Annotated in this window: 12 protein-coding genes; all 12 read left to right on the top strand. The window is 59.0% G+C overall.

Features of this window, described 5'->3' with window-relative positions:
• Nucleotides 1–5 precede the first annotated feature (5 nt).
• Nucleotides 6–1,481: a type VI secretion system contractile sheath large subunit gene (gene tssC, locus AC1DVF_RS14765; RefSeq protein WP_477782670.1), complete on the top strand. Its 1,476-nt coding sequence runs from the start codon at nucleotides 6–8 to the stop codon at nucleotides 1,479–1,481.
• A 9-nt stretch (nucleotides 1,482–1,490) separates the two neighbouring features.
• The gene (tssE, locus tag AC1DVF_RS14760; protein WP_093429635.1) at nucleotides 1,491–1,898 is read left to right on the top strand and encodes a type VI secretion system baseplate subunit TssE; all 408 of its coding nucleotides are present in this window, start codon (nucleotides 1,491–1,493) and stop codon (nucleotides 1,896–1,898) included.
• A 19-nt stretch (nucleotides 1,899–1,917) separates the two neighbouring features.
• Nucleotides 1,918–2,349 carry a hypothetical protein gene (locus tag AC1DVF_RS14755; RefSeq protein WP_236427323.1) on the top strand — a complete coding sequence of 144 codons (432 nt, stop codon included), beginning with the start codon at nucleotides 1,918–1,920 and terminating at the stop codon, nucleotides 2,347–2,349.
• An 11-nt stretch (nucleotides 2,350–2,360) separates the two neighbouring features.
• The gene (locus AC1DVF_RS14750; protein WP_477782669.1) at nucleotides 2,361–2,867 is read left to right on the top strand and encodes a PAAR domain-containing protein; all 507 of its coding nucleotides are present in this window, start codon (nucleotides 2,361–2,363) and stop codon (nucleotides 2,865–2,867) included.
• A gap of 4 nt (nucleotides 2,868–2,871) precedes the next feature.
• Nucleotides 2,872–3,723, top strand: coding sequence for a hypothetical protein (locus AC1DVF_RS14745; protein WP_093429637.1), 852 nt, complete (start codon nucleotides 2,872–2,874; stop codon nucleotides 3,721–3,723).
• The gene (locus tag AC1DVF_RS14740) at nucleotides 3,720–4,097 is read left to right on the top strand and encodes a hypothetical protein (protein ID WP_477782677.1); all 378 of its coding nucleotides are present in this window, start codon (nucleotides 3,720–3,722) and stop codon (nucleotides 4,095–4,097) included. Before AC1DVF_RS14745 ends, AC1DVF_RS14740 begins: the two co-directional genes overlap by 4 nt.
• 80 nt (nucleotides 4,098–4,177) lie before the next feature.
• On the top strand, nucleotides 4,178–5,965 hold the full coding sequence (gene tssF / locus AC1DVF_RS14735; protein WP_093429639.1) for a type VI secretion system baseplate subunit TssF: 1,788 nt from the start codon (nucleotides 4,178–4,180) through the stop codon (nucleotides 5,963–5,965).
• Nucleotides 5,929–6,936, top strand: coding sequence for a type VI secretion system baseplate subunit TssG (tssG, locus tag AC1DVF_RS14730; RefSeq protein WP_016985779.1), 1,008 nt, complete (start codon nucleotides 5,929–5,931; stop codon nucleotides 6,934–6,936). The genes tssF and tssG overlap by 37 nt, the downstream gene beginning before the upstream one ends.
• Before the next feature lie 11 nt (nucleotides 6,937–6,947).
• Nucleotides 6,948–9,605, top strand: coding sequence for a type VI secretion system ATPase TssH (gene tssH / locus AC1DVF_RS14725; RefSeq protein WP_476334893.1), 2,658 nt, complete (start codon nucleotides 6,948–6,950; stop codon nucleotides 9,603–9,605).
• Nucleotides 9,606–9,615: 10 nt separating this feature from the next.
• Nucleotides 9,616–11,136 carry a sigma-54 interaction domain-containing protein gene (locus tag AC1DVF_RS14720; protein WP_477782668.1) on the top strand — a complete coding sequence of 507 codons (1,521 nt, stop codon included), beginning with the start codon at nucleotides 9,616–9,618 and terminating at the stop codon, nucleotides 11,134–11,136.
• 93 nt (nucleotides 11,137–11,229) lie between these two features.
• The gene (locus AC1DVF_RS14715; protein WP_003229566.1) at nucleotides 11,230–11,370 is read left to right on the top strand and encodes a hypothetical protein; all 141 of its coding nucleotides are present in this window, start codon (nucleotides 11,230–11,232) and stop codon (nucleotides 11,368–11,370) included.
• A gap of 18 nt (nucleotides 11,371–11,388) precedes the next feature.
• Nucleotides 11,389–12,585 carry a type VI secretion system-associated FHA domain protein TagH gene (gene tagH / locus AC1DVF_RS14710; protein WP_034152083.1) on the top strand — a complete coding sequence of 399 codons (1,197 nt, stop codon included), beginning with the start codon at nucleotides 11,389–11,391 and terminating at the stop codon, nucleotides 12,583–12,585.
• The last annotated feature ends 1 nt before the right edge of the window (nucleotide 12,586 follow it).

Below are 12,586 nucleotides of genomic sequence, written 5' to 3'. Positions count from 1 at the left end.
ACACAATGAGCACTAGCGCAGCACAAGAGAAGAGCGCCGCCAGCGGCGAATACAGCATTCTCGACAGCATCATCGCCGAAACCCGTCTGACTCCGGACGACGAAGCCTACGACATCGCCAAGCGCGGTGTGTCGGCCTTCATCGAAGAACTGCTCAAGCCGCAGAACAACGGTGAGCCGGTCAAGAAGGCCATGGTTGACCGCATGATCGCCGAGATCGATGCCAAGCTCAGCCGTCAGATGGACGAGATCCTGCACCACCCGGACTTCCAGGCGCTGGAATCGTCGTGGCGTGGCCTGCAGTTGCTGGTCGACCGCACCAACTTCCGCGAAAACATCAAGATCGAAATCCTCAACGTCTCGAAAGAAGACCTGCTGGACGATTTCGAAGATTCGCCGGAAGTCATGCAGTCGGGCCTGTACAAGCACATCTACACCGCTGAATACGGCCAGTTCGGTGGTCAGCCGGTGGGCGCGATCATCGCCAACTACTACATGTCGCCAAGCTCGCCAGACGTGAAGCTGATGCAATACGTGGCCAGCGTTTCGTGCATGTCGCACGCACCGTTCATCGCTGCCGCCGGCCCGAAATTCTTCGGTCTGGAAAGCTTCACCGGCCTCCCGGATCTGAAAGATCTGAAAGACCACTTCGAAGGCCCGCAATTCGCCAAATGGCAGAGCTTCCGTACCTCGGAAGACTCCCGTTATGTTGGCCTGACCGTGCCGCGTTTCCTGCTGCGTAACCCGTACGATCCGGAAGAAAACCCGGTCAAATCGTTCGTGTACAAGGAAACCGTTGCCAACAGCCACGAGCACTACCTGTGGGGCAACACCGCTTACGCGTTCGGCACCAAGCTGACCGACAGCTTCGCCAAATTCCGCTGGTGCCCGAACATCATCGGCCCGCAGAGCGGTGGCGCGGTTGAAGACCTGCCGTTGCACCATTTCGAAAGCATGGGCGAAATCGAAACCAAGATCCCTACCGAGGTTCTGGTTTCCGACCGTCGTGAATACGAACTGGCCGAGGAAGGCTTCATCTCCCTGACCATGCGTAAAGGCTCCGACAACGCGGCGTTCTTCTCCGCCAGCTCGGTGCAGAAGCCGAAGTTCTTCGGCATCAGCGCAGAAGGCAAGGCCGCAGAGCTGAACTACAAGCTCGGCACCCAACTGCCGTACATGATGATCGTCAACCRCCTGGCTCACTACTTGAAAGTGCTGCAGCGCGAGCAACTCGGTTCGTGGAAAGAGCGTACCGACCTCGAGCTGGAACTGAACAAGTGGATCCGTCAGTACGTTGCCGACCAGGAAAACCCGAGCGCCGAAGTGCGTGGCCGTCGTCCGCTGCGCGCTGCGCAAGTGATCGTCAGCGACGTTGAAGGCGAGCCGGGCTGGTACCGCGTGAGCTTGAACGTGCGTCCGCACTTCAAGTACATGGGTGCCGATTTCACCCTGTCGCTGGTTGGCAAGCTGGACAAAGAGTAAGAGCGACTCATGGACGGATACGGCAGCCTGTTCGAACGCCTCAATGGCGACGCGCAACTACGCAAGGGCAACAGCCTTGAGGCTTGTGCCATGGCGTCAGTGGCTGCCCATCTGGCCAAAATGCTCAGCACCCGGGCCGGCAGCGTGCAAACGCTGTCCGACTACGGGTTGCCCGATCTCAATGACATGCGTCTGAGCCTGCACGACTCCCTGAGTCAGGCCCGTCTGGCCATCGAAAACTTCATCGAAGCCTACGAGCCGCGCCTGAGCAACGTGCGTGTCATTTCCCTGCCGCGTGACCACGATCAGCTTCGCCTCGCCTTCAGCATCGAAGGCCTGCTGGAAGTAGAAGGGTTCAAGCGTCAGGTCAGTTTTTCCGCGCGCCTGGATGGCAGCGGACAAGTGAAGGTGAATTAGGACCATGCGAGGGAGCGCCGTGAATTTAGGTCTTTTGGCAAAGTTGGGGCGTAGCGCTTTGCTGTTTCTAGCCCTGACGGCCACTGTCCTGATTTCAATTGCCTGTTACGTGAAAACGACGGCAGCACGGCTGGCTCACGAGTACTCGATTGTCTGGAACGGCAATGGTACGTGCTCCATCCGTTCCTACATTCCGCAGTACTCAGCCTTCGGCATACCGGGAAAGCTTTTCAAGCTATTCGCCAGCGAAGCTTTTTTCCGCGTTTATGCAAAAGACGGCACGTTGCTGAAGTCGTCCGAATGGCTGCTCTGGCAGAACGAGTTCACCACCGATGAACGCTCGCAGTGGGTATACGGTCACGCGATCTACCCGACAGCGACGGGTTATGAGGGCTGGAATATTCCGGCGTGTGCTCAAGAAATGAATAGTCATCAAGCCAAGGTCAACTAAGGAGAACCCCGATGTCTGGCAAACCCGCGGCACGTGTATCCGACCCCACCGCTTGCTCGCTCCCCGGTCACGGCACCAATCCGATCGCCGCCGGTTCCGGCGACGTGTTCTTCGACGGCCTCGCGGCCGCCCGCCAGGGCGATGCCTCGGCGTGTGGTGGTGCGATGTCGGGAGGTTTGGCGACCACTGTGTTGATCAACGGCAAACCTGCCGCGACGGTTGATTCGGTGGGTACGCATGGCAACAAGGTTACGGCTGGATCCGGGACGGTGATTATCGGGAATTCGCATTCGCCGGCGCCGTTTGTGCCGCCGGAGCCCGTTGTTATTCCTGGGATCTTCAACCGAGTTTTTTCCTTTCATGCAGCGGACGGACAACCAATCGCGAACTTGAATTACAGAATGGTTTCTGAGAGTGGATTAGAAAAAGCAGGATGTTCGTCGGCAGCTGGGGGCACGGGGTGTTTCTCCACTGGTAAACAAGGCGAGATGGTTACCATCTACGTGTCGGCGGAGTAATCGCGTGGAAACCTCTATTGTTATCGACGGCATCGCACATGTTTTCGAGACCTCCGATGGAAAAACGGAGCTGAAAATTAAAGCCGAAACTACGCCGAGTGAAGATAAAGAACCGAAAAAGCTTCCTTTGCCAAATGTTTGGCTGATAACCAGAGGCAATGGCGTGCCTCTTTTTGCTGTAAAACCGAATGCATCAGATGTTCAGTTCAGAATCATGACGGCTGAAAAGCTCTATGCGGAAGCCATCCAATGGTTTGAGCCTCTAGCTGATAACTACCGGGAAAAGGTATGGGTGAATCCCGAGTCTAAAACTGCCGGCACGGACGCATACAATGCTTATAAACAATTTACCTGGGCAGAAATTATAAAGTTTGCAATTGTTGACAGAATGTCAATTAGCTTCGCTCCCAGAATGCCCGGTGATTGGAAAAATAGTTCAGAGGGCGGCGCCGGATTTATAATGGTGATGATCGAGGGCGAGCCCTATTGGACTGACGGTGTTGGACAAATACCGTTCTCGACCGATACCTACCGTTTATATTTGGAAGAAACCAAGTCTTCGGAAACGGCTATCAAGAAAACCGTTGAAACCGGTATGACGTATGGTGATGGTATCCCTATATTTCCGAAGGAGGACAAAACCAACGAATACGATAACTACATGGTGCTGCGCGGTGCTTTGTGGGCCTCTGAAAATTTTGAGCTACGCACTGAAACTATAAGAGTATTTGCTGGGCGAATGGGCTATCGCGAAAAAGTGGTGACCAGCACAGTTTACCTCGGCGTTTCCGATCAGAAATTGAGAAGCTCCATCACTCAGGGCTCTGTAGATAAGTATGGAGAGTGGAAGAGATGATGACGAGGATAGCAGCGGGCTTGCTCGTGCACTTTTTTGCCTGCGTCGTTTATGTTGTTGTTAATTATTACGGGGTCTCTCTGTATAAAGTTTCATTTGGTGGTTTGACGTCTCGTGGCGCTTCCATTGGGATTGCCATGTATATTATTTTTTACCTATTTGTTTTTGCTAATTTATTGGTTGCTATAATTCCAAGACTATTTTTTAAGTTTAGTATTGTTGTTTTAATGGTTTCGATGATATTGCTTTACTTGTTGCCGCTTTATCCCGTTCGAGCGGTCGCCTATAGCATTCTTACAGGTGGGCTCACTGCTCTGGCGATATGGGTGGCTGGTAAGTTTGAACGGTTCTTGCTAGCTCGGAGTACGAAATGATTTTTTTTGTTTTCCCATATTTGCGCTCTCAGTCGCTTTCAGTTTGCAAATCAAACGAATAAATACCCAGGCAGCCATACATGTCCTTTAACCACTACTACCAAAGCGAACTCACCGCACTGCGCCAACTCGGTCGCCGTTTCGCCGAGCGTAGTCCGGCGTTGGCGCCGTATCTGGGCCAGGCCGGGCGGGATCCGGACGTGGAGCGGTTGCTCGAAGGCTTTGCGTTTCTAACCGGGCGGCTGCGCCAGAAGCTCGATGACGAGTTGCCGGAACTCAGCCATTCGCTGATGCAATTGCTCTGGCCGAACTACATGCGCCCGCTGCCGGCGTTCAGCATTTTGCAGTTCGATCCGCTCAAGCGTTCCGGGCCGGCGTTGCGCGTCGAGCGCGATACGCCGATTGAAAGCAAGCCGATCGAAGACGTGCGTTGCCGCTTCCGTACTTGTTACCCGACTGACGTGCTGCCGCTGGATCTGGCCGCGCTGAATTACTCGGTGAAGGGTGACGGCTCGCTGCTCAGCCTGCGTCTGGAAATGAGTGCCGACGGTCACCTCGGTGAGCTGGAACTGAGCAAACTGCGTCTGCACTTTGCCGGCGAGCGCTACATCAGCCAGATGCTCTACCTGAGCCTGTTGCGCAACCTCGAAGGCATCGAACTGATCCCGCTCGACGGTGCCGGCAAACCGATTGATGGCGTCAGCGGCAAGCCAATGGCGTTCAAGATTCCCGGTGATCGGGTCAAACCGGTGGGCTTTGCCGAAGAAGAGGCGTTGATCCCGTATCCGCTGAACACCTTCCGCGGCTATCGCTACCTGCAGGAATACTTCGCCTTCCAGGACAAGTTCCTGTTCGTCGATGTGAATGGTCTGGACATCATCAACGCGCTGCCGGAGGACACCCTCAAGCAGATGCGCGGCCTCGAATTGCGCTTCGATATTCGCAAGAGCGGCATCATGCGCATGCGGCCGACCCTGGATAACGTCAAGCTGTTCTGCACGCCGATTGCCAACCTGTTCGCCCACGACGCGCTGCCGATTCGCCTCGACGGCAAACAGGATGAATACCTATTGCTGCCGGCGGAATACGATCTGGAAAACTGCGGTGTGTTCTCGGTGGAAACCGTGACCGGCTGGAAGCCCGGCGGCCTCGGTTATCAGGAGTACGTGCCGTTCGAATCCTTCGAGCACGACCCGAGTTTCGACGTGCCCAACAGCCGTCCGCATTACAGCATCCGCCAGCGTTCGTCCTTGCTGCACGACGGCCTCGACACCTACCTGAGCTTCGGTATTCGCCATACCGAAGCCCACGAAACCCTGTCGATCGAGCTGATGTGCACCAACCAGAACCTGCCGCGCAAGCTCAAGCTCGGCGACATCTGCATGGCCAGTGAAGAGACGCCGGAGTTCTTGAGCTTCCGCAACATTACCCCGGCCACTTCCAGCTTCGCGCCACCGCTGAACCGTGACTTCCTGTGGAAGCTGATCAGCAACATGTCGCTTAACTATCTGTCGCTGGCCGACGTCAATGCGTTGAAGGTGATTCTCGAAACCTACGACTTGCCGCGCTACTACGACCAGCACGCGGAGAAGGTCAGCAAACGCCTGCTCGGCGGCCTCAAGCACATCAAGCATCACCACGTCGACCGCTTGCACCGTGGGTTGCCGGTGCGCGGTTTGCGCACCGAACTGACCATCGACCCGGAAGGGTACATCGGCGAAGGCGACCTGTTCGTCTTCGCTTCGGTTCTTAACGAGTTTTTCGCGCTTTACGCCAGTCTCAATTCATTCCATGAACTGCGCGTAAAAAGCACACAGGGAGAGGTGTACCAATGGACACCACGTATGGGCCTGCAGCCCCTGCTTTAAGCGGGCTGACCAAGGTAATACGCGAGTACTCGCTGTTTCAGGCCGTGCTGCTGGTGATCGACCGGCTGCGCGAGGCACACCCGCACCTGAGCGAAGACGATCTGTACGACCACGTGGAGTTTCAGGCCAACCCGAGCCTGGGCTTTCCGCGCAGCGACGTCGATCGCGTCGAGTTCTTCGAAGAGCACGGGCAGATGCGCGCGCGCATGCGTTTCAACCTGATCGGCCTGGTCGGTTCTGGCTCGCCGCTGCCGGCGTTCTACGGTGAACAAGCCCTGGGCGACAGCGAGGACGGTAACCCGACACGCAACTTCCTCGACCTCTTTCACCATCGCCTGCAACGGCTGATGCTGCCGATCTGGCGCAAGTATCGCTATCGCGCGAGCTTCCAGAGCGGCGCGATCGACCCGTTCTCTTCGCAGCTGTTTGCCCTGATCGGCCTCGGTGGCGAAGAGATCCGCAAGGCCAAGGAACTCAACTGGAAACGCCTGCTGCCGTACCTCGGCCTGCTCAGCTTGCGGGCGCACTCGGCGGCGTTGATCGAAGCCGTACTGCGTTACTACTTCAAGCACGAAGACCTGGTCATCGAGCAGTGCATCGAGCGTCGCGTGGAGATCCTCGAAGAGCAGCGCAATCGTTTGGGCCGCGCCAACAGCCTGCTCGGTGAAGACCTCGTGCTCGGCGAACACGTGCGCGACCGCAGCGGCAAATTCCGCATTCACATCACCGAACTCGACTGGCAGCGATTCCATGAATTCCTGCCGATCGGTTTCGGTTACCAGCCGCTCTGCGCGCTGGTGCGGTTCACCTTGCGTGACCCGCTCGATTACGACATCCGCCTGGTGTTGCGCCAGGAAGAAATCCGCGAACTGCGCATCGGTGAGCAGAACGCCTGTCGCCTCGGTTGGACCAGTTGGCTGGGCCGCGAAAAAGCGGACGGCGTGGTAACCCTGGGCAGCAAAATTCATTAAGGACGTGAGCCATGATCAACGTAGACCTGCAACAACTCATCCAGGCGCTGGACGCCGAAACCCGTCGTGATCTGGAACGTTCCGCCGAGCGTTGCGTGGCCCGTGGCGGCAGCAAGATCCTCGTCGAAGATTTGATGCTTGGCCTGCTCGAGCGTCCGAATGGCTTGTTGTCGCGCGCACTGCAGGATGCAGACGTCGACGCCGGTGAACTGAGCGCCGCGCTGCAATCGCGGGTTGAACACAGCGCTTCGCGCAACCCGGTGTTCGCCCCGGAACTGGTGCAGTGGCTGCAAGACGCGCTGCTGGTAGCCAATCTCGAACTGGGCCAGACCCAGGTTGAAGACGCCGCGCTGATCCTCGCCCTGCTACGCAATCCGATGCGTTATGCCGGCAGTCGTTATCAGCCGCTGCTCGCCAAGCTGAACATCGATCGCCTGAAGGAATTTGCCCTGTCGCAACAGGAGCAACCGGCGGCCAACGGCAAACCGGCCGCCCAGGGCGAATCGCTGCTGCAGCGCTTCACCCACAACCTGACTCAACAGGCCCGCGACGGCAAACTCGACCCGGTACTGTGCCGTGACGGCGCGATCCGGCAGATGGTCGACATCCTCGCCCGTCGCCGCAAGAACAACCCGATCGTCGTCGGTGAGGCCGGTGTCGGCAAGACCGCCATCGTCGAAGGATTGGCTTCGCGCATCGCCGCCGGTGAAGTGCCGCAAGTGCTCAAAGGCGTTGAACTGCTGTCGCTGGACATGGGCCTGCTGCAGGCTGGCGCCAGCGTCAAAGGTGAGTTCGAGCGTCGTCTTAAAGGCGTGATCGACGAAGTCAAAGCTTCGCCGAAACCGATCATTCTGTTCATCGACGAAGCCCACACCCTGATCGGCGCGGGCGGCAACGCTGGCGGTTCCGATGCGGCCAACCTGCTGAAACCGGCACTCGCCCGTGGCGAACTGCGTACCATCGCCGCGACCACCTGGGCCGAGTACAAGAAATACTTCGAGAAAGACCCGGCGCTGGCCCGTCGTTTCCAACCGGTGCAACTGCACGAACCGACTGTCAGCGAAGCGGTGACCATCCTCCGTGGTCTGGCCCAGGTTTACGAGAAGAGCCACGGCATCTATCTGCGTGATGACGCGGTGGTCTCGGCGGCTGAACTGTCCGCACGTTATCTGGCCGGTCGGCAGCTGCCGGACAAAGCGGTCGACGTTCTCGACACCGCTTGCGCCCGCGTGCGCATCAGCCTCGCCGCTGCCCCGGAAAGCCTTGAGCGCCTGCGTGGCGAACTGGCTGAAGGTGGCCGTCAGCGTCAGGCCCTGCGCCGCGATGCCGAGGCCGGTCTGCTGATCGACCACGAAGCGCTGGATGCACTGGAAGCTCGTCTCGACGAAGCCGAAGACGAAATGGTCGCGCTGGAAACCCTGTGGACTGAACAGAAACAACTGGCCGAGCGCCTACTGGAACTGCGTCAGCAACTGGCCAAGGCCCGCGAAGCCGCCGCCGTCGAGCCGACCGTCAACGTTGAAGAAGACGCTGAAGGCACGGTGATCGAAACCATCGCCGCTGAAGTTGAAGAAGGCCAAAGCGTCGAAGCGCTGGAAGCCCAGCTCAACGAAACCCACAGCGCCTTGACCGCCGCCCAAGTCAAAGAGCGTCTGGTCAGCTTCGAAGTGTGCCCGCGCCTGGTTGCCGAAGTAATCAGTGCCTGGACCGGCGTGCCATTGGCGCAACTGGCTCGCGAACACAACGCCAAAGTCGCCAGTTTCGCCACCGACCTGCGCACGCGCATCCGTGGTCAGGAACAAGCCGTGCACGCCCTGGATCGCTCGATGCGCGCCACCGCTGCCGGTCTGAACAAACCTGACGCACCAGTGGGCGTGTTCCTGCTGGTCGGCCCGAGCGGCGTCGGTAAAACCGAAACTGCACTGGCCCTCGCTGACTTGCTGTACGGCGGTGATCGTTTCATCACCACCATCAACATGTCCGAATTCCAGGAGAAGCACACCGTTTCCCGCCTGATCGGCGCGCCACCGGGCTACGTCGGTTATGGCGAGGGCGGCATGCTTACCGAAGCCGTGCGCCAAAAGCCGTACTCGGTAGTGCTGCTTGATGAAGTCGAGAAGGCCGACCCGGACGTGCTCAACCTGTTCTACCAAATCTTCGACAAAGGCGTGGCCAACGACGGCGAAGGTCGCGAGATCGACTTCCGCAACACGTTGATCCTGATGACCTCGAACCTCGGCAGCGACCGCATCAGCGACCTCTGTGAAAACGGCGCGCGGCCAACCGCCGAAGTGCTCGAAGAAACCATTCGCCCGGTGCTCAGCAAACACTTCAAACCGGCACTGCTGGCGCGGATGAAAGTAGTGCCGTACTACCCGGTCGGCGGCCCGGTATTGCGCGAGCTGATCGAGATCAAACTCGGTCGCCTCGGCGAGCGTCTCAATCGTCGTCAGCTGGATTTCAGCTGGTGCCAGAACCTTGTCGATCACCTGTCCGAGCGTTGCACGCAAAGCGACAGCGGTGCGCGCCTGATCGACCATCTGCTCGATCAGCACGTGCTGCCGCTGGTGGCTGACCGCTTGCTCGATGCCATGGCTACCGGTGAAAGCCTCAAGCGTGTGCATGCCACGCTCGACGGCGAGTCCAGCGTGACGTGCGAGTTCGCCTGAGGTGGGTGTGATGTTCACTCAGGTGCCGCAGCCACTGGTCTATGCCGAAGCGTTGCTGGCGCAGTTCGCCAGTCTGTCGCGGGCGGCGGACGGTGCTGCGTTGCTGGGTGACTTCGTGCGTGGGTTGGCCGAGTTGAGCGGTTGCGAATTGACGCAGCTGTATTTGCTCGACGCCACCCACACGTGCCTGGGGATGAACGCCGAATGCCTCGACGGCGCTCTGCAACCGCGTGAAGCGGCGAGCCTGCCGGCGGATTACAACGGTGAACAACTGCTGCAGTTTGCCCTGTGCCAGAACCGCGTGGTGTGCCTCGACGACTTGAGCGGCAGCTTGCACGAAACCAGTTTCCTGCCGGCGGCGACCTCGCCGTGGCAGTCGCTGCTGTGCGTGCCGCTGGTCAATCAGCACAAAGCGGTCGAAGGCTTGCTGCTATGCGCCAGTCGACGTCGCACCAACCTGCAAGGCTTCGCCGATTCCCTCGGCCAGCTCGGCTCGTTCGTGCTTGGCCAATTGCATTTGTTGCAACGCCTGCGTCAGCCGCTGGCGGAATCGACCACGGTGGCGCGCAGCGTGCCGAGCATCAGTGGTTATGGCTTGATCGGCAAAAGCGCCGCAATGCGTCAGACCCATTCGCTGATCAGCAAAGTTCTGCACAGCCCGTACACCGTGTTGTTGCGTGGTGAAACCGGTACCGGCAAGGAAGTCGTTGCGCGGGCGATTCACGATTGCGGCCCGCGCCGTTCTCAGGCGTTCATCGTGCAGAACTGCGCGGCGGTTCCGGAAAACCTGCTGGAAAGCGAGCTGTTCGGCTATCGCAAAGGCGCCTTCACCGGTGCCGACCGCGACCGTGCGGGGCTGTTCGATGCGGCCAATGGCGGCACGCTGTTGCTCGACGAGATCGGCGATATGCCGCTGTCGTTGCAAGCGAAGATTCTGCGCGTGTTGCAGGAAGGCGAGATTCGTCCGCTGGGTTCCAACGACACCCACAAGATCGACGTACGCATCATCGCCGCGACCCACCGCGATCTGTCGACGCTGGTCAGCGAAGGCAAATTCCGCGAGGACTTGTACTACCGCCTCGCGCAATTCCCGATCGAGCTGCCGGCGCTGCGTCAGCGTGAAGGCGACATCCTCGAACTGGCCCAGCACTTCGCCGAGAAGACCTGCACGTATTTGCAACGCGATCCGGTTCGCTGGTCGAGTGCGGCGCTGGAACACCTGTCCGGCTACAACTTCCCCGGCAACGTGCGTGAACTCAAGGCACTCGTTGAGCGCGCGGTGCTGTTGTGCGAAGGCGGCGAGTTGCTCGCCGAGCATTTCTCCCTGCGCATGGAGCCGATGCCGGAAGACAACAGCCACTTGAATTTGCGTGAACGCCTCGAGCAGGTCGAACGCACGTTATTGCTCGATTGCCTGCGCAAAAACGACGGCAACCAGACCCTCGCCGCCCGCGAACTGGGCTTGCCGCGACGCACGCTGCTGTATCGGCTCGGCCGTCTGAACATCAATCTGGGAGATTTCGATGGGTAGGCAAAACTTCATCGAAATCCCCACAAAAACCAATTTCAGCGCCGCCCGCAAGGGTCGGCGCTTTGTGCTTTGTCTACACCTGGAGACCCTCTGATGTCTGTTCGTCACTGGCACGCTGTCCTGCTGACCCTCGTCGTTCTATGCGGCCTTGGCGGCTGTAGCGGCAACTACAAATTCAACGACAACGACTATCGCCCGTTGGGTGATCCGCAAGCGGTCAATCGCGGCAAGTGACCGCAAGGAGCATCAAACATGGAATTGGTTTTCGAAATGCTGAACACCAAGCAGTTCGTGCCCACCGAGTTGTGCCAGAAGACCTTTAAACAGGCCGGCGGCGTAATCGGGCGAGGCGAGGACTGCGACTGGATCATCCCTGACCGCAAGCGTCATCTGTCCAATCACCACGCGATTGTCAGCTATCGCGAGGGCACGTTCTTCCTCACCGACACCAGCAGCAACGGTGTCCAGGACGGCGAGAGCGGCGCACGCCTGCACAAAGGTGAGCCAGTGCGCATCGAACACGGCAGCACCTACGTGCTGGGTGACTTCGAGATTCGCGCGCGCCTGGTCCGTGACCCGGCGACCTTCGATGGCGAAGTCGGCCGCCCACGCGCCGCTGGCAGCATCATTCCCGATGATGCCTTCCTCGATCTCGACCCGCTCAATGCTCTCGAGCAGCAAGAGCGTGTGTACTCGGAAATCGACGAACTGTTGGCGCCGAACACCAAGCCTGAAGACTCCCGTCAACGTGCCGACTACGCGCGCATCGACATGGAAAGCCTGATGGTGCCGGAGCTGATCGCCGCTCCGGTCGAACCTGAACCCGCTCCGGCACCGAAAGCCGTCGAGCGCCAGAGCGAAGGTTTCTGGGATCATTTCGGTGCGGCGCTGGGTGTCGACGTCAAAGGTCTCAGCCACGACGAACGCGAAGCCCTGGCGTTGAACGCGGCGCGCTTGCTGCGCCAAAGCATCGGCGGATTGCAGCAGAGCCTGCGCACCCGCTCGGAGCTGAAAAACGAATTGCGTCTGGCCCAGACCACCGTGCAAGGCACCAACAAGAATCCGCTGAAATTCGCCGTCGATCCGAGCGAAGCCCTGCAGATTCTGTTGCAGCCAAGCAAGCCCGGCCATCTGCCGGCCGAGCAAGCGATCTCCCGTGCGTTCCGCGATCTGCAGGCGCATCAAGTTGCACTGCTGACCGCCAGCCGCGCCGCCGTACGCGGCACGCTGGAGCACTTCTCGCCGGAGCAACTGACCCTGCGTTTCGAGCGCGACAACAAGCCGTTGATCGCGACATCGGGCGGGCGCTGGAGAGCGTTCGGCCGCTATCACCAGGCGCTGCGTCAGGACGATGACTGGAGCGAGCGCCTGCTGGCCCGCGACTTTGCCCAGGCTTACGAAGAACAGATCCGCCTGATCTCCACCCTCCACACCGACCACCAAGGATGAT

It is taken from the genome of Pseudomonas sp. P4_D7 (genome assembly GCF_056401755.1).
This window is presented reverse-complemented; position numbering and strand designations above follow the sequence as displayed.